This is a genomic window from Luteimonas sp. Soil_N_1, assembly GCF_057656255.1.
Window position 1 is genome coordinate 1,631,634 of record NZ_JBDGKS010000001.1, and the last position, 21,714, is coordinate 1,653,347.

18 protein-coding genes are annotated in these 21,714 nt (G+C 68.5%); 7 read left to right on the plus strand and 11 right to left on the minus strand.

Translation table 11 applies throughout. From position 1 onward, the window contains the following. Window positions 1–116 precede the first annotated feature (116 nt). The 3 genes from AC3A4E_RS07620 (at window position 117) to AC3A4E_RS07630 (ending at window position 4,457) form a co-directional block, all read left to right on the plus strand. On the plus strand, window positions 117–1,409 hold the full coding sequence (locus AC3A4E_RS07620; protein WP_487630905.1) for a dicarboxylate/amino acid:cation symporter: 1,293 nt from the start codon (window positions 117–119) through the stop codon (window positions 1,407–1,409). Between the two features lie 146 nt (window positions 1,410–1,555). Next, window positions 1,556–2,977 (plus strand): M16 family metallopeptidase, encoded by a 1,422-nt coding sequence (locus tag AC3A4E_RS07625; RefSeq protein ID WP_487630906.1) that lies wholly within the window; start codon window positions 1,556–1,558, stop codon window positions 2,975–2,977. Between the two features lie 10 nt (window positions 2,978–2,987). Beyond that, on the plus strand, window positions 2,988–4,457 hold the full coding sequence (locus AC3A4E_RS07630) for a M16 family metallopeptidase (RefSeq protein ID WP_487630907.1): 1,470 nt from the start codon (window positions 2,988–2,990) through the stop codon (window positions 4,455–4,457). A gap of 230 nt (window positions 4,458–4,687) precedes the next feature. Here the strand turns inward: AC3A4E_RS07630 and AC3A4E_RS07635 are convergent, their stop codons facing one another. The 7 genes from AC3A4E_RS07635 to AC3A4E_RS07665 form a co-directional block, all read right to left on the minus strand. Next, on the minus strand, window positions 4,688–6,016 hold the full coding sequence (locus tag AC3A4E_RS07635) for an amidohydrolase family protein (RefSeq protein WP_487630908.1): 1,329 nt from the start codon (window positions 6,014–6,016) through the stop codon (window positions 4,688–4,690). Between the two features lie 125 nt (window positions 6,017–6,141). Continuing rightward, the gene (locus AC3A4E_RS07640; protein WP_487630909.1) at window positions 6,142–7,020 is read right to left on the minus strand and encodes a bile acid:sodium symporter family protein; all 879 of its coding nucleotides are present in this window, start codon (window positions 7,018–7,020) and stop codon (window positions 6,142–6,144) included. A 15-nt stretch (window positions 7,021–7,035) separates the two neighbouring features. Further along, window positions 7,036–7,452, minus strand: coding sequence for a hypothetical protein (locus AC3A4E_RS07645; RefSeq protein ID WP_487630910.1), 417 nt, complete (start codon window positions 7,450–7,452; stop codon window positions 7,036–7,038). A 155-nt stretch (window positions 7,453–7,607) separates the two neighbouring features. Next, complete coding sequence (locus AC3A4E_RS07650) at window positions 7,608–9,488, minus strand: DUF885 domain-containing protein (RefSeq protein WP_487630911.1); 1,881 nt, start codon at window positions 9,486–9,488, stop codon at window positions 7,608–7,610. 75 nt (window positions 9,489–9,563) lie between these two features. Further along, window positions 9,564–10,295: a DUF502 domain-containing protein gene (locus AC3A4E_RS07655; RefSeq protein WP_487630912.1), complete on the minus strand. Its 732-nt coding sequence runs from the start codon at window positions 10,293–10,295 to the stop codon at window positions 9,564–9,566. Between the two features lie 60 nt (window positions 10,296–10,355). Next, complete coding sequence (locus tag AC3A4E_RS07660) at window positions 10,356–12,410, minus strand: serine/threonine-protein kinase (protein WP_487630913.1); 2,055 nt, start codon at window positions 12,408–12,410, stop codon at window positions 10,356–10,358. Window positions 12,411–12,530: 120 nt separating this feature from the next. Then, window positions 12,531–14,234 carry an NAD(P)/FAD-dependent oxidoreductase gene (locus AC3A4E_RS07665; protein ID WP_487630914.1) on the minus strand — a complete coding sequence of 568 codons (1,704 nt, stop codon included), beginning with the start codon at window positions 14,232–14,234 and terminating at the stop codon, window positions 12,531–12,533. A gap of 216 nt (window positions 14,235–14,450) precedes the next feature. Between AC3A4E_RS07665 and AC3A4E_RS07670 the strand changes: the two genes are divergently transcribed. Then, complete coding sequence (locus AC3A4E_RS07670) at window positions 14,451–15,776, plus strand: hypothetical protein (protein WP_487630915.1); 1,326 nt, start codon at window positions 14,451–14,453, stop codon at window positions 15,774–15,776. Here the strand turns inward: AC3A4E_RS07670 and AC3A4E_RS07675 are convergent. Both AC3A4E_RS07675 and trxA read right to left on the minus strand, forming a co-directional pair. Next, window positions 15,743–16,225 (minus strand): DUF4442 domain-containing protein, encoded by a 483-nt coding sequence (locus tag AC3A4E_RS07675; RefSeq protein ID WP_487630916.1) that lies wholly within the window; start codon window positions 16,223–16,225, stop codon window positions 15,743–15,745. The genes AC3A4E_RS07670 and AC3A4E_RS07675 overlap by 34 nt on opposite strands. 70 nt (window positions 16,226–16,295) lie before the next feature. After that, window positions 16,296–17,183 carry a thioredoxin gene (gene trxA / locus AC3A4E_RS07680; protein WP_487630917.1) on the minus strand — a complete coding sequence of 296 codons (888 nt, stop codon included), beginning with the start codon at window positions 17,181–17,183 and terminating at the stop codon, window positions 16,296–16,298. Between the two features lie 148 nt (window positions 17,184–17,331). Between trxA and AC3A4E_RS07685 the strand changes: the two genes are divergently transcribed. Genes AC3A4E_RS07685 through AC3A4E_RS07695 form a run of 3 tightly spaced genes read left to right on the plus strand, consistent with a single transcriptional unit; the run spans window position 17,332 to window position 18,567 of the window. Next, on the plus strand, window positions 17,332–17,778 hold the full coding sequence (locus tag AC3A4E_RS07685) for a hypothetical protein (RefSeq protein ID WP_487630918.1): 447 nt from the start codon (window positions 17,332–17,334) through the stop codon (window positions 17,776–17,778). A 10-nt stretch (window positions 17,779–17,788) separates the two neighbouring features. Then, on the plus strand, window positions 17,789–18,001 hold the full coding sequence (locus AC3A4E_RS07690) for a helix-turn-helix transcriptional regulator (RefSeq protein WP_232137756.1): 213 nt from the start codon (window positions 17,789–17,791) through the stop codon (window positions 17,999–18,001). After that, the gene (locus tag AC3A4E_RS07695; protein ID WP_487630919.1) at window positions 17,989–18,567 is read left to right on the plus strand and encodes a hypothetical protein; all 579 of its coding nucleotides are present in this window, start codon (window positions 17,989–17,991) and stop codon (window positions 18,565–18,567) included. Before AC3A4E_RS07690 ends, AC3A4E_RS07695 begins: the two co-directional genes overlap by 13 nt. A 21-nt stretch (window positions 18,568–18,588) precedes the next feature. On the opposite strand, the gene AC3A4E_RS07700 is transcribed toward AC3A4E_RS07695, so the two are convergent. Together AC3A4E_RS07700 and AC3A4E_RS07705 are read right to left on the minus strand one after the other, a co-directional pair. Further along, complete coding sequence (locus AC3A4E_RS07700) at window positions 18,589–19,914, minus strand: metal-dependent hydrolase family protein (RefSeq protein ID WP_487630920.1); 1,326 nt, start codon at window positions 19,912–19,914, stop codon at window positions 18,589–18,591. A 54-nt stretch (window positions 19,915–19,968) separates the two neighbouring features. Beyond that, on the minus strand, window positions 19,969–21,684 hold the full coding sequence (locus AC3A4E_RS07705) for a sensor domain-containing diguanylate cyclase (protein ID WP_487630921.1): 1,716 nt from the start codon (window positions 21,682–21,684) through the stop codon (window positions 19,969–19,971). Between the last annotated feature and the right edge of the window lie 30 nt (window positions 21,685–21,714).

Sequence of the window (21,714 nt, forward strand, 5' to 3'; positions counted from 1 at the left end):
TGTGACGGCACTGCTCCCATCGTTCCGGATTTGGGACGCTGGCGTCCCGGTGCCGGCATCGCCAGCATGGATGGCGTCACGTATCGTCGCCTGTTGATGTCGCGGACAACCCTCGAATGAATGCTCTGGCCTGGTGGTTCCGGATTCCGTTCTGGCAGCGGGTGCTGGGTGCGTTCGTGCTCGGCGCGCTGGTCGGCTGGCTGATGGGGCCGGCGGCCGGGACATGGCTGCAGCCGCTGGGCACGCTGTACGTGAATCTGATCCGCATGATCGCGGTGCCGCTGGTGTTCTTCGCGGTAATCAACGCGGTTGCCGCGTTGCACGGACAGCAGTCGATCGCTGCGCTCGGTGGGCGCACCTTCGGCTGGTTCGCCGCGACTGCGGTGCTCGCGGTCGGCGTGGGCTTCGCGGTTGCCTACACCTTCAATCCGGGTCTGAGCATCGAGGCCGGTTCGCTGACCCCGGCTGCGGACTACACGGTGCGGGAGGTCCCGACACCGGTCGAAGTCCTGCTCAACGTCGTGCCGACCAATCCGTTCGCCGCGCTGTCCAACGGCAACATCCTGCAGGTGATCTTCTTCGCCGGCCTGCTCGGCTTCGCATTGGTGAAGCTGGGCGAGCGTGTCGCGGCCTTGCGCGCGCTGGTCGGCCAGGCGTCCGACGCGATGATCCAGGTCACGCGTTTCGTACTGGAGCTCACGCCGATCGGCACCTTCGGCCTGATCGCTGCGCTCGTCGGCACCTACGGGTTCGAACGGCTGCTGCCGCTGGGCAGCTTCGTCATCGCGTTGTACGTCGCCTGCGCGGTGCACGTCGTCTTCGTCTACGGCGGCCTGTTGCTCACGCACGGCCTCAATCCGCTGAAGTTCTTCCGCGGCGCGGCGCCCGGTATGCAGGTCGCATTCGTCAGCTCGTCGAGTCTGGCGTCGATGCCGGTTGCGATCCGTGCGGTCACCCACAACCTCGGCGTCAATCGTGATTACGCCGCGTTCGCCGTGCCGCTGGGCGCGACGATCAAGATGGACGGCTGCGGCGCGATCTATCCGACGCTCGCGTCGGTGTTCATCGCGCAGTACTTCGGCATCGAACTGAGCTTCGCCCAGTACGCGGCGATCCTGCTGGCCTCGGTGCTCGGCAGCTTCGGCACTGCGGGCGTGCCGGGCACGGCGGTGGTCATGGCGACGGTGGTGCTGTCGGCGGCCGGGCTGCCGCTCGAAGGCCTCGGACTGCTGCTGGCGATCGACCGCATCCTCGACATGATGCGCACGATGACCAACGTCACCGGGCAGATGCTGGTGCCGGTACTCGTCGCACGCGAGACCGGGCTGCTGGATCGAGAGGTCTACGAGTCGGCCCGCAGCAATGTCGGACTCGACGACGCGGAAGCGGACGTCGACGCGCGGAAGTGACTTCGCGCGCAGCGAAGACCGCCGCGTTTCCATAGCGCTGCGGTCGACGTCGCCGGACCTGTCCGACCGCCTGCACGCGCAGGCACGCCCCGCGACTTATAGTCGGGGTTCGTGCCCCGGGGAGCGGGGCGGACAGGGAACCGACCATGAAACGACTCGCAGGACTGGGTGGCGCATGCGTGCTGCTCGCGATGCTGGCTGCACCCGCGGCCGCACAGCAGGCGGACTGGCGTCTGCCGATCGAAACCAAGCGCCTCGACAACGGCCTGACCGTCGTCGTCTCCGAAGACCGCAGTTCGCCGACCGTCGGCGTCAGCGTGGTCTATCACGTGGGCATGCGCCTCGAACCCGAGAACCGCACCGGCTTCGCGCACCTGTTCGAACACCTGATGTTCCAGGGCACACCGGTCGCGCCCAAGGGCACCTTCGATCGCGTGATCCAGGGCGGCGGCGGCCGTCTCAACGGTTCCACGCGTCCCGACTACACCAACTACATCGAGACCGCGCCGGTCTCCGCGCTCGCGCCGATCCTGTGGCTCGAAGCGGACCGCATGAAAACGCTGGATTTCTCGCAGGAAAATCTGAAGAACCAGCAGGACGTGGTCAAGGAAGAGATCCGCGTCAACGTGCAGAACCAGCCCTACGGCCTGTTCTTCGTGTTCGACATCAACCGCCTGGCGTTCTCCAAGTGGGCGAACGCGCATGACGGCTACGGCAGCTTCAAGGATCTCGAAGGCGCGACGCTCACCGATGTCGAGGCCTTCCACCGCGACTACTACGGCCCGAACAATGCAGTCATCGGCATCGCCGGCGACATCTCGCCCGAAGAGGCCTTCGCGATGGTCGAGGAGTACTTCGGTGACATCCCGTCGCGTGCGACGCCCGCACGTCCCGATGTGTCCGAGCCGCTGAACACCGAAGGCAAGCGTGAGGCGCAGGCCGATGCGCTGGCGCAGGTGCCGGCATTGGCGGTGGGCTGGAAGATGCCCGCGCGCGGCCACGCCGATCACGCCCCGATGGCAGTGCTGTCGCAGCTGCTGGCCGGCGGCAATGCCTCGCGCCTGTACCAGGGGCTGGTCAAGGGTCGCGAGCAGTTGCTCAACATCGACGGCGGCATGGGCTGGCCGCTGGGTCATGCCTGGGACTACGACGGTCCGACGCTGCTGACGCTGTTCGCGCTGTACAAGCCCAATGTCGAGCCGGACGCGGTGCTGGGTGCGGTCAACGAGGAAGTCGCGCGCATCGTCGCCGAGGGCGTGCCCGACGAGACGCTGGCCGCCGCCAAGACGAAGCTGTTGGCCGATTACGTCAATGGCCTCGAGCCCTTCATCTCGCGCGCCGACGAGCTCGCCAAGGCGCAGCTGCTGTGGGGCGATGCGCAGACGCTCAACAAGGTGCCCGAGTGGGTGCAGACGGTGACCGTCGCCGACGTGCAGCGTGTGGCGAAGACCTATCTGACCGATGCCAACCGCACCGTCATCGATCGTGTGCCCGCCGCGATGGCGCCTGCACGCGGCATCGCCCCGCCGGCCGCGCCGGCGCCCGCTGCCGCACCGGCGCAGGACTGAGGAGATCGACATGGACAAGCACCACATTCCGACCCGCGGCCTGCGTCCGCTCGCACTGGCGCTCGGCGCCTGCCTGTTCGCCAGCGCGACCTACGCGCAGCAGCCGGCCGCCCCCGGCGCACCGCCCACCACCGCGCCACCGACCGAGCTGCCGGCGGGCCTGCCCGATTACGGCGCCGACAAGCCGCTGCCCGAACTCGGCCTCGTCGAACACACGCTCGACAACGGTCTGACCGTCTGGGTGCTGCCGCGCCAGGGCGGGCTGCCGCGTGTCGACTATGTGCTGGCCGTACGCGGCGGTCTCGCCAGCGATCCGTCGCAGCTGCCGGGTATGTCGAACCTGCTCGCCGGCCTGTTGCGCGAAGGCACTGCCACGCGCAGTTCGGTGCAGATCGCCGAAGAACTGGAACGTCTCGGCGGCTCGATCGGTGCGACTGCAAGCAACGACGGCTTGTTCGTCAGCGCTTCGGGACTGTCGTCGTCGGCCGAGCCGCTGGCGACGCTGTTCGCCGACGTGGTGCGCAATCCGGCGTTTCCGGCCAACGAAGTGCAGCTGGCGAAGACCAACGCACTGCAGGGCCTGAAAGCCGCGCAGGCGCAGCCGAGTTACCAGGCCAACCGCGCGATGGGTCGCGTGCTGTTCGGCGACCATCCCTACGGCAACACGCTGCCGACCGAAGCCGCGATCAACGGCACCGACATCGCCGGCCTGCAGGCCGCGCATGCGGCGCGCTTCCGGCCCGATCACGCGTTGCTGGTGATCGCAGGCCCGGTGGAACCCGACGCGGCCAAGGCACTGGCCGAACGCATGTTCGGCGACTGGCAAGGCACGGGGCAGCCGATTGCCGAGGTCACCGCGCCGGCGTATCCGCAGGGTCCGCAGTTCGTGCTGGTGCCCCGCAGCGGCAGCGTGCAGTCGGCGGTCCGCATCGGGCGTCCGGCATTCGATGCCGACGACGATCGCGCGATTCCCGCCGCACTCGCCAACACCATCCTCGGCGGCGGCTTCGACAGCCGGCTGATGCGCAATCTGCGCGAGGACAAGGGCTATACCTACGGCGCGTACAGCGGTTTCAGCCTGCGCGCGGTGGGGGGCGCGTTCCAGGCCCAGGGCGACGTGCGCAACGAGGTGACCGGGGCTGCGGTCGGCGAATTCCTCAAGGAGTTCGAGCAGATGCGTGAGCAGACGGTCCCGGCCGACGAGCTGCAGCGCGCCAAGCGTTTCACTGCCGGTACCTACCTGTTCCAGAACCAGCTGCAGTACGCGGTGGTCTCCGCGCTTGCGGGCAACTGGTTGCTGGGGCGTCCCGCCGACTACCTCAGCAGTTATGTCGAGAAGGTCAACGGCGTGACGGCCGCACAGGTGCAGTCGGTCGCGCGCGAGTTCTTCGATCCGAAGCAGCAGAGCATCGTCGTGGTCGGCGATGCGGCGGTCGTCGAGCAGCTGAAGTCCTACGGGAGCTTCAGCACCGGCGAGTGACGTCCTCGCGTCCATGCAATGCAGAAGGCCCCGCACTCGCGGGGCCTTCCTGTATGTGGAGGCGGCCATGCTGCAGACGCATCGTTGCCCCGACCCTTGCGGTGGCACATGCGCAAGTCGTTCGACAGGTGGGCCGCAGCTGCAGCGGCCCGCAGACCGGCGCGCCGCCGTCTGTTCTGCTGACAGCGGCGCTTCCACGCGCCCTGCCGCAGCCGCCCCGCATCAGCCCCTCAAGGTGTGAAGCTCTTCGAATCAGCGGTCGCCGGCGCGTCACGGCGATGGACGACACCGCGCTTGATCGTGAAGGCGACGCTGCGCAGGTGGCCGATGTCCTGCAGTGGATCGGCGGTGAGGACGACGAGGTTGGCCAGCTTGCCGGGCGCGACGGTGCCCTGCGTGTCGGAGGCGTTCATCGCGGCCGCTGCGACCGAGGTGGCCGCGCGCAGGACGTCCATCGGTGCCATGCCCACCGGGCCGGCGAGCAGTTCCAGTTCGTCGTGCAGCGACGGCCAGGCAGCCTCCGGCGGATTGTCGCCATCGGTGCCGCTGGAGATGGGGACGCCCTGCAGATAGGCGGCGCGTGTGAGCCGGTAGGTCAGTTCCGCGGTACACCGCGGCGGCCGTCCCTCGGGACGCGCGGCCCAGGCCGCCTCGTGACGGGCATAGACGAGGTTCGTGGCATCCAGGATGGTGCCCTGGCGAGCCATGCCGGCAAACAGTTCGACGATCGCGTCCGGCATGCCATCACGGAATTTGTCGGCATCCACCGGCGTCGGATCCTGGTAGGTGTCCGGTGCGGCCTCAGAGACTTCGTATGCGATCGGACAACTGTGCGAGATCGCGTCCACGCCGGCCAGCAGATTGTCCGACGGCAGGGCGGGGAATACGGCAGCGTGCGCCCACACAGGAATGCCCTGCCGGTGCGCCTCTGCGGTGATGCTGGCGATGAGCGCGGGCGGCAGATTGGCATAGAGCTTGATGCCGCTCGCGGACGTGCCGCGTGCGATCGCGACCGCGGTCGGAATGTCGGTGTCGGCATCGATGGCCTGCATCCACGGCGTCTTCCCGGGCACATGCCCGCGGGTCACCGCGACTGTCCGCGGATCGTCGAAGAAACTCGGCCCGGCCATCAACGCGGCGAAGTGGATGTCAGGCGCGGGGATCTCGCCCGTCAGCGCCTGTCGGGCGAGCTCGGCCACCGAGCGCACGTCGTCGGCCATGCTGCGCACACCGGTGATGCCGGACTGGACCTGACGACGCAGCAGCGCACGGCTGCGTACCGCGTCCGGCGGCGTCGCCAGGTGCACGTGGGTATCGATGAGGCCGGGCAGCACGTACAGCCCCTCCACCGGGATCCGCGTCGCATCCAGATGCATCGCCTCCGCATCCGGCAGTACCGACTCGATCACCTCTCCTGTCACCAGGATGCTCATCGCCTGCCTGGGCGGCGCACCGGTGCCGTCGATCAGCGTGGCGCCGTGATACAGCGTGCGTTCGGCCGCCGATGCGGGCAGCGCGCACAGTGCGATCAGGCCGAGGGCGAAAAACGGTCGGCGCATTGCGTGACTCTCCCGTAGGTAATGGGACATGTGTCATCGGGTGATGGCGGCCTGCATGCCCGCGTCGCGCACCGGCTGCAGCCGGATCGTCGGATCCGTCCGCCCTGGATGCATCGGAACGCGTGTCAGGCGCTTGCGTCGGCTTCGCGCGGACCGGGCCGGTTGAGCCAGGCGGCGAAGGCAGCGGCAGTGAAGAACATCAGCAGGCTGTAGACCGCGGCCGGCGCCGACATCGTCGCGTTTCCGAGCACGCTGAGCGCGATGAAGATCGCCAGCGTACCGTTGTGGATGCCGATCTCCATCGCGATCGCGATCGCCTGTCGCCGCGGCAGTTTCAGCGCCCGCGGCGCCGCGTAGCCGGCGCCCATGCTGACCAGATTGAACAGCAGGCAGGCGATGCCGACCGCGGCGAAGTAGGCCAGCAGCGTGTCCCAGGTGCTGGCGACGGCCGCGACGATCAGCAGCACCAGCACGATCACCGACAGCAACCGGATCGGCTTCTCCATGCGCGAGGCGAAGCTGGTGGCGAACGCCCGTACCAGCATGCCGATGCTGACCGGCAACAGGATGATCAGCGCGACCTCGACGATCTTGCGCGTCGGCGGCGGCACGTACTGCCCGGCGCCGAGGAAGAATTCCAGCGACAGGTTGAGGATGACCGGCAGCGTGATCAGGCACAGCACACTGTTGACGGCGGTCAGGGTGATGTTGAGCGCCACGTCGCCACGCGCGATGTGGCTGTAGATGTTCGCGGTCGCGCCGCCTGGCGATGCGGCCAGCAGCATCAGGCCGACGGCGAGTTCGGGCGGCAGCCGGAACAGCAGGGCAAGTCCCAGCGCAGCCCAGGGCAGCACGCCGATCTGCAATGCGAGGCCGATCAGAACCGCGCGCGGATAGCGCGCCACGCGGCGGAAATCGTCGAGCGTCAGACCAAGGCCGAGCCCGAACATGATCACGCCGAGCGCGAGCGGCAACAGCAGTGTGGTCAACAGCGATGCCTGCATGGAACGTCCTTTGTTTTAAGCGTGCGCGTCGGCGCGCACGCGCCGCAGCGCGAGCCGCCCGCCGCACCAGGAAAGTGGAACCGGACCGATCACGCCGAGCAGCGTCATCCACAACGGATGCGGCAGCATCCAGGCATTGCCGATCACGCCCAGCACGATCAGCACGCCGACCGCGATCGCGGCACCCATCCGGTGCACGCGCGACACGCGTGCGGCGACCCAGCCCCCGCAGACCGCGGCGAGCAACCAGCCCGACAGCACCCAGACCAGCTTGCCGATCGGCGCGTTGGCGACGATCTGCGCGAGGTCTGCCTCACGCGCGAGTTGGCCGGTGGGCATCGGAAACATCCACGAGCCGACGAACTCCAGCCCGAGCATCACCATCATGGCGACGATCATGCCGAGCATCACCGAGAACATCGTGCGGATCATGGCGCCTCCCCAGCGCGAACCGGGCTGCAGCATCGCGCGGCGGGTGAAGGAGGGCAAGCCGCGGTGCGACAAGCGCGCGATCTGCCGGTGATCGCGTGCACGCATGCAACGTCCGGAGAGCGCGAACGCAGTGACGCGCTGACGTGCGGAATCCCTCAGGACGCCTCGGCCGCTGGCGCTTCCATCATGGGCGCCGCGTCGGCGCCTTCGCGCCGGTCCTTGATCCACGCATCGATCTTCGCATCGAGCAGGGGCAGCGGCAGTGCGCCGTCCTTGAGCACTTCGGCATGGAATTCCCGGATGTCGAAGGCATCGCCCAGTGCCGCCTCGCTGCGCTTGCGCAGTTCCTGGATCTTGAGTTCGCCGATCTTGTACGCCAGCGCCTGGCCGGGCCACGCGATGTAGCGCTCGGCTTCGGCGATCGCATCGGGCTCGCTGACCGACGAGTTCTCGAACATGTAGTCGAGCACCTGCTGGCGGGTCCAGCCCTTGCTGTGCAGGCCGGTGTCGACAACGAGGCGCACCGCGCGCCAGAGCTCGCCCTGCAGGCGGCCGAAGTAGTCGTAGGGATCGGTATAGAGGCCGAGTTCCTTGCCCAGACTTTCGGCGTACAGGCCCCAGCCTTCGATGTACGCGGTCTCGCCGCCGAAGCGGCGGAATGCGGGCAGGCCGGTGAGTTCCTGCTGCAGCGCGAGCTGGAAATGGTGGCCGGGAATCGCCTCGTGCAGGAACAGGTCTTCGGCATCCCAGCGCTTGCGCGTCGGCAGGTCGAAGGTGTTGACGTAGAAGATGCCCGGACGGCTGCCGTCCTCGCTGGGACTCATGTATTCGCCGCCCGCAGCCGACGCGGCGCGGAAGGCTTCGATGGGGCGAATCTCGAACCCGGCCTTGGGCGTCAGCGAGAACAGTTCGGGCACCCTGGCCTCGATCTTCTGTTCGATCGCGCGGTAATGCGCGAGCAACTGGTCCTCGGAGCGGAACTCGAAGCGGCGGTCGGTCTGCATGAAACGGAAGAAATCCTGCAGCGAGCCTTCGAACTGCGTCTCCGCCATCACCCCGCGGATCTGCTCGTGGATGCGCGCGACTTCATCGAGACCGATCTGATGGATCGCTTCGGGCGTCAGGTCGGACGTGGTCTGTTGCCTGGCCGAGAACGCATACCAGGCCATGCCGTCGGGCAGGGCATCGAGGCCGACGCTGTCACGCGCATGCGGGATGTAGTCGTTGGCGATGAAGTCGCGCTGGCGCTGGATCGCGGGATTGAGCTGGTCGGTGATCAGGGTGCGGAAGGCGGCGGTCAGTCGCTCGCGATCGGCCTCGGGCACGCCGTCAGGGAATTTCGCGACCGGGCCCCAGAACGGGCTCTTCTCCACGTCGTCGACGAGGATCGTGTCGAACTGCGGCAGTACCTTCTCCATCACCACGCGCGGCTGCACGACATTGGCGTCGATGCCGGCGCGCATGTTGGCGATCTCGGTGTCGAGCAGCACCGGGATGCGCGCAGCGCGGCGCAGCCAGGCCTCGTAGTCGGCGACGGTCGCGAACGGCTGCGCATTCGTGCCCGAGCCCAGCATCACCGAATAGCTGACGATGCTGCCCATCTGGTTGACCGGCATCATCCAGTCGGGGAACCGCTCACCGTCGAGCGTGTTGCGACGCTCGTCGACGAAGATGCGGTAGCTCAGCAGGTCCTGCCCCTGCAGGCCTTCGCTGCCGACCGCCTCGACGGTCTTGAGCCAGCGCTCGTTGAAGCTGCGCACCTGCTCGCGATACTCGGCGCTGCCGAAGTCCGGCAGCTGGTCGTTGTAGCGGGTATCGCCCTGGAAGGTCGCCTGCACCGGATTGAGCTTGAGCACCTCTTCCCAGTACTCGGCATACAGCGTGGTCAGCCGCGCGGCGCGCGCTGCGGCATCTTCGACCGGCACTTCGGCGACTGCAGCGGCCGTGGTTTGTGCGGGCGCATCACGGTTGCAGCCGGCGAGTCCGCCGCCGGCGGCGATGGCGACGGCGATGGCGAGAACGAGCGGCTGCTTCATGTCGGGCTCCAAAGGCGATTCGGGTCGATGCTGAAGAACGCGATACGCGGCCGGCAAGGGCCGGAGGTCACGGACTCAGGGCGCAGGCGCTTCCGGAGTGGGCGCTGCGGGCGGCACGGGCGGCGGATCGAACGGGATCGTGTCCGGCGCGACCGCACCACCGGAGATGATGAAGCTCATCGCCTGGTCGACGGTCCAGTCGGTCGGCGTGATCTTCTCCAGCGGCACGATTTCCAGATAGCCCGATGTCGGATTCGGCGTGGTCGGCACGTAGACGGCGGCGAGTTCGCGACCGGTGCCCTGTTCGCGGATCACCCGGGTGACGAAGCCGACCGATTTCATTTCCGCGTGCGGAAAGTCGATCAGCACCACGCGCTGGGTGCCGTCGGGCTTGGTCTGCAGGATGTCGAGCAGCTTGCGCGCGCTGGAATAGATCACGTTCGCCAGCGGGATGCGGCGCACCAGCGCATCGATCCACGACAGCATGCGCTGGCCGATGACGCGGCGCGCGAGCCAGCCGACGCCGAGAATCAGCGCGATGGTGGCGAGCATCGCGATCGTCGCCTGCACAGAGACCGCGTTGATCCAGCCCATCGAATTCGGAAAGCCCGCAGCGATCTGGTGCGCGAGTGGTGCGACCCACGGCGTGCTGATGTTGGAGAGCAGGACGAAGACGAACTTGACGACGATCCAGGTCAGCCAGATGGGCAGCAGGGTCAGCAGGCCGGTGAGGAACAGACGCTGCAGGCGTCCGCCCAGCGTGGGGGCACTCATTGGAATCCGGGGTGGCGTAGGGGAGCGCGCCATGATGCGCCCGCGGACTGCGGGGCGGAAGCATTGCAGGTACGAACCGCAGTCGATGCGGCGTCAGGGCAGGTGCGAGAGCCGGAAGCCGACGTCGTCGTAGCCGCGGTTGGGGTCCAGTGCGCGGCTGTCGAGGTCGTCTCGGCGGGTGTGTCCGACGGCGACGCGGTCCTTGCAGGCCGAAGCGCAGTCGCTGCGCCACTCGGCAGGTCCGTTCGCGGACGCGGCGATGCCGGCGCCCTGGGCGGTCGATGCGACCACGATGCTGCGTCCCTCCTGCTCGCTGCGCCAGCGTGCGTAGTCCACCGCGTCGTGCCACGAGACGCAGACGACGGGATCGGCCGGCGTCTGTTCGAAGCCGGGATCTTCCCAGCCGCGGGACGAGAACGCGCGCAGCACCGAACCGCGTGCCCGGCACGCAGCCGGCTTGCGGCCGGTTGCGGCGACGAATGCGGCGTAGTCCGCCCGGCTCACCGGTGCATTGGACACCGCGTAGATGCCATCGCCGTTGCGCACCACGCGCGCACCGCCCGCCACACGCTCTGCAAGCGCAGCCACGTCAGGAATGGTCATGGCCTGGCGACGCAGGCGCGACGTGGTGGCGGCATCGAGTCCCACCGCCTCGGCGGCAGCGAGGCTGGCGATGGCTTCGGGCCGGTCCATTGCGGTCACCGCGGCCTCGAGGCGGGCCTCGACGGCATCGGCCACCCGTGCCCGCAGTCGCTGCATCGCGTCGCTGTCGGCCTGTCCGGTGTCGATGGCGTGCTGGCGTGCCGTCGACAGCAGTGCGGCCGCAGCCGCGTCGTCGCGCTTGCCGATCGATGCGACTGCAGACGCGCCGGCGGCATCGAGCAGCCGGTTGGAGACGGGGACGAGCCGCAGATGCTCGGGGTCGGCCTGCCAGGCAAGCGCGAGCGAATCGAATGCGTTCGCCCCTGTGGGTGCGGACAGGTGTCCGTTCCGCAACCGGCGTTCGGCATCCGCGAGGTGCCGGTCGGATGCGGACACCGGTGCGGCCTGCACCTGGGGCGTCTCCGTGGCGCTCGCGGCGGTCCGACCGTCCTCATGCGCCTGGCCGACGACATCGGCCGGAGGCGGCGTGCCGGTGGACGCCTGTGCCGCAAGCGGGGATGGCTCTGCCGGCGCGGGGCTGGCCTGCGGACGCAGCCACAGACCGCTGCCCAGTGCGACCAGCAGCAGGGCCGGCGCCCACATCAGCAGCGGCCGGCGCCTGGCGCCTTCGCCGATGCGCCGCACGACACCGCTGAGCAGCGGCTCCCGCTGCCCGTCACGCTGCGGAATCTGCGCCAGGCCCTGCAGCATGTCGTTGGCATCGGCGAAGCGGCGGGCCGGTGACTTCGCCAGTGCCCGGTCGATGAAACGCTGCCAGTGGCGCAGGGCGGGTGGCAGGCGCGGAATCGGATTCTGGGTGTGCGCGATCGCCATCGACAGGGCGTCGTCGGCCTGGTATGGCAGGCTGCCGTTGAGCATTTCCCAGGCCAGCACGCCGACGCTGTAGAGATCAGCACGGAAATCGACCTGCTGGCCGCGCGCCTGCTCGGGTGCCATGTAGGCAGTGCTGCCGACGGCGAGCCCGATCATCGTCACCCGCGTGCCGTAACCGCGACGCAGGGCGATGCCGAAATCCGCCAGCAGTGGCCGGTCGGCTTCATCGAACAGGACGTTCTCGGCCTTGACGTCGCGATGGATCACGCCTCGTGCGTGCGCATATCCCAACGCCGACAGCAGCGCCCGCAGCACTTCGCGCACGCGGGCGTGATCACTGCTGAGGTTGCGGCGCCCCAGGTGGCCATGCGGCAGGTGGGGCATCGAATACCAGGGCAGCCCGTCGACAGTGCGTCCCACTTCGTGGATGCCCACGATGTGGGGATGCTCGAGCCGCGCGATGGTGCGCACTTCGTTCTCGAAGCGGCGCCGGCTCACCTCGTCGGCGAGTGCCTCGGGTCGCATGACCTTGATCGCCACATCGCGTCCCAGCGACAGCTGGGTGCCGAGGTAGACGGTGGCCATGCCGCCGTGGCCGACCACGCGCAGCAACCGGTAACCGGCGATGTCCGGCAAGACCGTCGAATCGGGTCCGGTTGGCGTGTACGACATGGGTCCCCCTGTGCCCGCACAGCATACCGACGGCGGATCGGAAAACGGTGTGACGCGTTTCCGGATGCATCGGGCCGCGCGGCCACACGGGCGAATGCGCCCGTTGCCGGGCGCGTGCGGTCAGGCCGCGCGTGCGTGTCCGGCCGCGACCATCGCCATCGCCACCGACTCGGCGGCCTTGATGCCGTCCACGCCTGCCGACAGGATGCCGCCGGCGTAACCCGCACCTTCGCCGGCCGGAAACAGGCCGCGGGTGTTCAGGCTCTGGCCGTCGGCATGGCGCGTGATGCGAAGCGGTGACGAGGTGCGGGTTTCCACGCCGGTCAGCAGCGCATCGTGCATCGCGAACCCGCGGAGCTGCCGTTCGAACGCCGGCAGCGCTTCGCGGATCGCGGTGATCGCGTACTCGGGCAGGGCATTCGACAGATCGCCCAGGCGCACGCCGGGCGTGTACGACGGCACCACGCTGCCGAACGCGCTCGACGCGCGACCGGCCAGCAGATCGCCGACCAGTTGCCCCGGCGCCTCGTACTCGCCGCCGCCGAGTTCGAACGCGTTCGACTCCCAATGCCGCTGCAGCGCGATGCCGGCCAGCGGCCCGCCTTCGGGCGCGTAGGGCAGGAAATCCTCGGGCGTGATGCCGACGACGATGGCCGCATTCGCGTTGCGTTCGTTACGCGAGTACTGGCTCATGCCGTTGGTCACCACGCGGCCAGGTTCGCTGGCAGCCGCGACCACGGTGCCGCCCGGACACATGCAGAAGCTGTAGACCGAGCGGCCGTTGCGTGCGTGGTGCACCAGCTTGTAGTCGGCCGCGCCGAGCAGCGGATGACCGGCCTGGGGACCGAAGCGCGCAGCGTCCACCAGCGACTGCGGGTGCTCGATGCGGAAACCGATCGAGAACGGCTTGGCCTCGAGAAACACGCCGCGTGTGTGCAGCATCGCGAAGGTGTCGCGCGCGCTGTGGCCCAGCGCCATCACCACGTGGTCGCTGCGGATCTCGTCACCATTGGCCAGTGTCACGCCGCGCACATGACGCACGCCGTCGGCATCGGTGTCGACCAGCAGATCGTCGACGCGGCTGGAGAAGCGGATCTCGCCGCCCAGCGATTCGATGGTGGCGCGCATGTGCTCGACCATCGACACCAGCCGGAACGTGCCGATGTGCGGCTTGCTGACGTAGAGGATTTCGTCGGGCGCACCGGCGGCGACGAACTCGGTCAGCACCTTGCGGCCGTGATGGCGCTTGTCGGAGATCTGGCTGTAGAGCTTGCCGTCGGAGAACGTACCCGCGCCGCCTTCGCCGAACTGCACGTTGGATTCGGGATTCAGCACCTTCTTGCGCCACAGCCCGAACGTGTCGACGGTGCGTTCGCGCACGGCCTTGCCGCGTTCCAGCACGATCGGCCGGAAGCCCATCTGCGCGAGCACGAGCGCAGCGAACAGGCCGCAGGGCCCCGTGCCGATCACCAGCGGGCGCAGCGGCATCGCATCGCTGGCGCGCGCCACGAAGCGGTACGAAGTGTCTGGTGAGGCACCGACCTTGCCGCTGCCACTGGCCACCGCGCCGTCGCCCTGTTCGCCTGCGGCCGCGGCTTCGGGATCGAGCTCCAGCCGCTGCAGGATGTCCGCCTCGCGCGGCGTGTCCACGTCGACCGAATAGATCAGCACGATCGCCCCGCGCCGGCGCGCGTCGTAGCTGCGCTTGGCGACGGTGAAGCCGGTGAGTTCGTCGGCGTGAATGCCCAGGCGCGCGATGATCGCCGCGGGCAGCGCGGCATCGTCGTGATCGAGGGGCAGTTTGAGGTCGGTGAGTCGGAGCATCGGAATCAGTGCGGTGGAGGCGGGCGTGGGTTTGCTGGCGTGGCGCACCGCACGCATGTGGGTGCGACGATGCAACGGGCGCAGGATCTGGCGCGGGAGACAGGATACCTGTCGAGCCTCTGTAGACGGGGTCGGCTTGCCTGTCGGACCGTCGCATACAGGCCACGGGTAATGGCAGACTGACGGTTCGCAGGACGCGGATCAGGGGAGGCGGGTATGCGCTGGTTGAAGTGGTCGGGTGTGGGACTGCTGGTGGTGGTACTGGTGCTCGCGGCGCTATGGACGTGGTCGCGGTTGCGTGGACCGACACCGGAGCAACGCGCGGCACTGGAGCTGCTGGAAGCGCCGAATGCGTTCGAAGGACGCAACGCCTTCGATGCGATCTGGGTGCTGGCTTATGACGTGCCGGCCGCGAAGTTCGCGTCGGTTGTCGACGAAGACATGCGCGTGCTGGCAGATGCGACGCGCGAGCCGGACGCACTGCTTTCTTTCACGAGTGCCGCCGCGCGTCACCCTGCTCTGGCGCCTGCCCGCAGCGTGGTGGGGTCCTGCAGCTTCAGCGGCGCGACGTGTCTGGGCAAAGTGTCTGCTGCATTCGACGATTACGCATCGCTCGTGCAGGAAAACCGCAAGCTGATCGAGCGTGTCGAAGCGTTGTCGGCCTACAGCCATTTCGAGTCGCGTCTGCCCTACGACTATCGAGTCCCGTTCCCGCACACGACCTTGCTGACCTGGCCTGTCACCGCGCATGCGGTCCAGTTCGCAAGGGGAGAACAGCTGTCGGCGATCGAAGCAACCTGCCGCGACCTCGCCACGATGCGTCGCATCGGTGCGAACAGCGACCTGCTGCTTGTGCAGTCGGTCGGGACATCGCTGGCGACCGGTGGATACGGCGCGCTGCTGGCGGACATGCTGACCGGGCTTCCGCGCGGGGTGGCGCTTCCGGCCAGCTGCGAAGGCGCGCTTGCGGCGCCCACGGTGCAGGAAGCATCGGTGTGCCCGGCGATGCGTGGAGAATTCGCATGGATTACAGGCGTGGCGATCGCCACACCGGAGATCTACCCGTCGGGTGGGTGGAGCTGGCTGGTCTTCGATCCCCGGAACTTCCGCCTTCTGATGGCCGAACGGATTGCAGAGCCATGCGCCAGGGATGCGGAGGTACTCCAGCGCGACGAGCCCTTCATCGCGAGCGGAACGCAGCGCCCCGCCTGGCAGCAATTCGACTGTGTCGCAAACAGCGCCGGTTGCGGATTCGCCGACGTCGGGCCCACTTATGTCCGCTACGGCAACCGCACGTTGGACCATCGCGCCCGCCTGCAACTGCTCGGCACGCTCGCCTGGCTGCGCGACCAGCCCGATGACGGCACGCTCGCCGAACGCCTCGCACGCCGTCCTGCTGCGCTGCGCAGTCCCGCGCGTGACATCACGGTCACCGCTGACGGACGTTCGCTCGAGATCGTGCAGTACGACACCAGCAACGGTGCGACCTGGTCGTTGCCGTTGCCGGCCTACCTTGTCGAATCGACCGCAGCCCCGGACTGACCACTGCGCCGCTTGCGGCGCACGTAGACCTGCTTGCGCACGCGGGCGACCAGTTCGCCCGAGGCATCGACCACGTCGGTGGTGAACCAGTGCAGGTGCTTGCTGCCGTCGGCGGTGAGGGTCCGGATCGCCTCGACCGTCGCGCCGTCGAGATCGAAGGCAGCGGACACGGTGCCGCGGCCGGGGCGAATGAACTCGATTTCGCCGGCCTTGTCCCAGACCACGTGGTCCTTGCCGAGCGCGCGCAGCGTCATGATCATCCAGAACGGATCGGTCATCGCGAACAGGCTGCCGCCGAAGTGCGTGCCCACGTAGTTGCGGTTGAACCAGCGCTGGCGCAGTTCGACGCGCGCATGCCGGAAGCCGTCGTCGATCCGGGTCACGCGGATGCCCGAAAACAGGAACGGCGGCCACAGGTTCATCAGCAGGCGGAAACGGCGCGGCGTCATGGGCGGGCGATCGGCGAGGGGACGCCGATCTTGCCATACGCCGCTGTACGGAATGCGGCGGACCTGCGGATCAGAACAGCAGCGAGGCCATCTTGCGGCGGTAGCGGCCGACCAGCGCCGCATCGTCGACGACGCGGAACGCGTCGATCAGCGCCTTGCGCGCCAGGCCGTCCTGGAAGTCGCGGTCGCGCGTGAGTATCTCGATGAACTGCTCGAGTCCGGCCTCGGCATCACCGCCGACGATATGCCGCACGCCCAGCTGGTGGCGCGCGGTGAGATCGGCGGGGTCGGCGGCGATCGCCGCCTGCAGCGCGTCGGCCGACGGCGCGTCGGCGAGCAGGGTGGCGAAATCCAGGCGCGCGCGTGCCTTCACCGTGCGGTCGTCGGTGGCGAGGTTCGCCGGCAGGCCGTCGAGCAGGCCTTCGGCTTCGCGCGCGGCGCCGGTCTGCAGCAGGGCCAGTGCGAGGTCGAGGCGCAGCTCGGCCTTGTCCGGCTCGGCGGTCACGGCCTCGCGCAGACGCGCGACCTCGGCCGCAGGATCGAGCGGAGCAGGCGCACTGTCATCGACGGTCGCACCGCCTTCGGCCGGCTCGATGCCGTGCTTCTTCAGGAACTCGCGGATTTCACCCTCGGGCAGCGCGCCCGGGAACCCGTCAACCGGCTGGCCGCCGACCAGAAGGAACACGGTCGGTACCGAGCGGATCTGGAAAGCGGCGGCGATCTGCTGTTCCTTGTCGACATCGACCTTGGCCAGCACGAACGCACCGTTGTATTCGCCGGCGAGCTTTTCCAGCACCGGTCCCAGCGACTTGCACGGGCCGCACCATTCGGCCCAGAAATCGATCAGGACCGGGGTCTGCAACGACGCCTGCAGGACCTCGGCCTCGAAGGTCTCGGTGGTCGCGTCGAAGACATGCGGGTGTGCAGCGGGAGCGGGGGCGTTGCCGTCGAGAAGCATGCGGGAATCCGTTGAAGAAGGAATGCGCCGGGCGCGATCCCGAAGGATGGCGACGGATCTGCAGGATACAACCATGTCAAAAATAGTTGACATGGTCGGGTCGGAATGTAAATTCTTCTTGACCTGATGTCCGTTGGAGGAGACACGTATGGCGGTCGATCATCTGCAGCCCCACGTCCAGGCGTTCGGTGAGCGCTACGCACGCGGTGCCGCGCTCGGCGCGGCCTGTCTCTCGGTCTGGACGCTGCTGACGGGCGTCATCGACCCCAGCCCGTTCCCGTTGGCCAGCGTGGTCGGTGTGCTGATGCTGTCGCACTGGTTCCGGCGTCGTGCGCTGGCCGATGCCGAGCGCCGCAGCGGCGTGCTCGAGGACGAACGTGATGCGGTGTTCCTGGCGCAGGGCGACCGTGCGTTCCGGTGGGTCGCCAGTGCATGGGCGGTCGGGCTGGCATTCGCCGTGGCCTTGCCGGCATCGCGCGCGCTGTTGCTGGATGTCGAACTGCGCCTGCCGGGCGTGCTGTTGCTGGGCGTGATCGTCGCCAATCTTGCGGCCCACTCGGCAGTCGCGTTGGCCTACGCGCGTAACCGTCGATGAGCCGCGTCCGATGACCGGCACCCCCATCGCCAACGAGATCCGCCGTCTGCGCTTCGAGCATGGCGAAATGACCCAGCAGGCGCTGGCCGATGCCTGCCAGGTCACGCGGCAGACGATCATCGCGCTGGAAGCGGGGCGCTATGCGCCGTCGCTGGAACTCGCGTTCCGCATCGCGCGGACGTTCGGTACCGGCGTCGAAGGCGTGTTCCGGTGGGCGGCGTGAGCGGCGGGCGGCTGCGTCCGCTGGTCGCCGGCGCGCATGCCTGCACGCTGCTGGCGTTGCTGCTGTTTGCTGTGATGACCGGCGTACCCGCGGGTGCGCCGCTGGCCTGGTCGGGCGCGCGAGGCATGCCGCTTGCGTGGCTGTTCAATCTGCTGGCGTGGATCGGGCCGGGTCTCCTCGTCGCGTTCGCCGCATTGCGGCTGCGCGCAAGGCTGCCGGACGCGGGGCTCGGCGCCGGCATCGCGCTGCGCCTGTTGCTGCTGGCCGCATTGGCATTCGCGGCGCAGGGCATCTGGACGCTGGACCCGAACGAACTCGATGCCGGCGCCAGCCGCTGGCATGCCACGGCGTGGATGGTCTGGAACCTGGCGTTCGCTGCGGGTGCGCTGATGGCCGGAATCGCGCTGCGCGCGGTGCGCTGGCCGTCGCTGGTCATCTGCGCGCTGGTGGCGCTGTGCCTGCTGCTGCCGTCGCTGTCCGGCGATCAGCTCGGTGCGCGCGTGGTGCTGGTGTGCTGGTGGAGCTGGACGCTGCTGCTGGCGTGGCGCCTGCCGCGCCCGCACTAAGGCGGGCGCGGGCATACGCCTTCAGTCGATGACGGGCGCCGCGTCGTCCGGGCTGCGATGCACGCGTCCGGCCGTCATGACGAAATCGACGCCCATCACCGCATTGATGTCGGCGACGGGATCGCCCGGCATCGCGATGATGTCGGCGCGCTTGCCGGGCTCGATGACGCCCTGGTCGTCGACGCCGAGCACGGTCGCCGCGTGCAGCGTCGCCGACTGCAGCGCGTATGCCGCCGGAATGCCGGCCTCGACCATGTAGAGGAACTCGCGCGCGTTGTCGCCGTGCGGGCCGACGCCCTGATCGGTGCCGAACGCGATCGGCACGCCGGCGCGATACGCGCGCGCCGCGGTGTCCTGGATCTGCGCGCCGATCGTCGCCGCCTTCGGCCGCACGACTTCCGGGAAATAGCCGGGCTCCTTCGCCTTGTCGGCGACGAAGCGGCCGGCGTAGATCGTCGGCACGTACCAGGTGCCGCGCTGCTTCATCAGCCGCATGACCTCGTCGTCCATATGGGTGCCGTGCTCGATGCTGGTCACTCCGGCGAGCACCGCGCGCTTCATGCCTTCGGTGCCGTGCGCGTGCGCGGCGACGCGGTAGCCGTAGTCCTTGGCGGTGTCGACGATCGCCTGCACCTCGTCGACGGTGAACTGCGGCGCATCGCCGCTGCGCGCATAGCTCAGCACGCCGCCGGTCGCGGTGATCTTGATGACGTCGCTGCCTTCCTTGTAACGCTGGCGCACGGCCTGGCGCGCGTCGTCAATCGAATTGATGACGCCCTCGGTCGGGCCGGGCGGACCGACCAGATGCGAGAGCATCGAGTTGTAGCCGTTGCTCGGATCGGCGTGGCCGCCGGTGGTGGCGATTGACTTGCCGGCGGCGAAGATCCGCGGCCCCGGCACCAGGCCCTGGTTGATCGCATCGCGCAGGTGCGGACTGACCTCGCCGCCGAGATCGCGCACGGTGGTGAAGCCGGCCGACAGCGTCTTCTCGGCGTAGCCGACCGCGCGGAACGCGTAGTCAACCGGATCGAGGCGGAAGCCTTCCGAGTAGCTCGCCGGGCTGGACTGCGAGCCCAGGTGCACGTGCAGATCGGTCCAGCCGGGCGAACAGGTGCGGTCGCCGAGCACGATCGATGCGACGTCGCCGCCGAGCTTGGCGCGGCCCGGGATCACTTCGCGGATCAGGCCGTCCTGCACGAGGATCGTGTGCTCGCCGAGCACGCGGCCGCTGCGTGCATCGAACAGGCGCTCGCAATGGATCGCGGTCTGTGTGGTGTCACTGGCCGCTGCGGGCAGCAGGGCGGACGCGATCAGGGCGGCGGGCAGGGCTCGAAGGCAAGGGCGCATGGGGACATCCGCGGAGAAGATCCCGGATTGAAGCACGCCTGGCGGCGCCGTGGATCAGCTGACGAAAGACGCGTGCAGCACCCGGTTCCGCCCCTCGGCCTTGGCCCGGTAGAGCGTGGCGTCGGCCATCTGCATCAGCAGTTCGGGGGTGCTGCCGTCGGCGGGACAGGTGGCGATGCCGATCGACATCGTGACCGGGCCCAGCGGCTGGCCCAGATGCTGGACGGTGGCGACTTCCACTGCGCGCCGGACCTGCTCGGCCCGCGCGCAGGCGCCGGCGGCGTCGAGTTCGGGCATCACGACCGTGAACTCCTCACCGCCGTAGCGGCAGGCGATGTCCTCGGCGCGGACGCCGGTCTGGATCTGACGGCCGATCTGCCCCAGCAGCGCATCGCCCGCGGCGTGGCCGTAGGTGTCGTTGAAGCGCTTGAAATGGTCGACGTCGAGCATCAGCACCGACAGCGGCAGGCCGCGCCGCTCGCAGCGCTGCAGTTCGCGCGACAGGCTCTCTTCCAGGTAGCGCCGGTTGAACAGGCCTGTCAGCGGGTCGCGCAACGACTGCGTGCGCAGGGTCTGCCGCAACTGCAGGTTCGCGATCGCCAGGCCCAGGTGTTCCGCGAGTTGGCCGATCAGTTCGTCGATGGCCTCGCGATGATCGATCTGCAGCGTCGGCGCGCTGACGTGCAGCAGACCGATCGACGTGCCCTGCGCATTGAGCGGCAGGCACAGCGCGGTCACGTCGGGCCCCGGCATGCCGGAGTCGAGGTGGGCACAGGTCAACTGGCGCCGCGCACTGCCGGTGACCTCGTGCGGTTGGCTGCGTCGCAGCGCGAGGCAATCGCCCGGCAACAGGGAATCCGCGTTGCTGATCAGCGCATCGCCGAAAGCGGCCACGCTGTCGTGATAGTTCTGGGACGCGCGCAACAGGTAGAACCGGCCGCTGGCGTCGGGCAGCAGCCGCTGGATGGTGTCGATCGAGAGCTGCACGATCTCCTCGACGGTTTCGCAGCTCTGCAGCAGCCCCGAATACCGGCTCAGTTCGTGCCGCTGGTGCGACAGCCGGTCCGCGTGGGCCATGCTCAGCGCCATTTCGTGCGCCACGCCGCGCGCCTCGAGTTCGAGCGCGCGGGCACGCCGGTTCTCGCGGGTCACGCTGGTCATCAGGGTGACCATCAGTGCGACCGACATCAGCATGCCCAGCACGACGATCGCGTTCAGCAATTGCGCGTAGCGGGTGCTGCGGGCCTTGCGCTCATCCAGCAGTTCCAGTTCCTGGCGACGCATCTGGTTGCTGATCGCATCGAACTCGCTCCACTGGCGCAGCGCGAGCGTGGAATCGGTCGCGATGCGCGCCGCGTCGGCGCCCTGGCTCTCCTGCAGGTCGTAGAGCCGCCGCAATTCGGCCAGATGGACCTGCACCGCCTCGCGCAGTTGCGCGTTGCGGGCGTCCTGCACCGGATTGTTGCGGATGGACATCGCCAGCGACCCGGTCGCCCGGTTCACCTCGTCGGCCGAGACCAGATACAGGCTGCGGAAGTCCGGATGCCCGGTCAGCCGATAGGCACGCGCATTCGCCTCCGTGCTCCGGACGGCGCGTTCGACCACCTCGATCCGGTTGATGACCTCGTAGGTGTGCTCGATCCACGCATTGCTGCTGCGCAGGTTGACCACGCCCCACACACTCGCGACGCCGACCCCGAGCATCAGCATCAGGGCAAGCGCGAAGGCATGAAGCCGGTAGGGAGAGAGCCTGGAGCTGGAAACGGGCAAGGGCTGCGGGGCTCGTCGACGCGTACGACC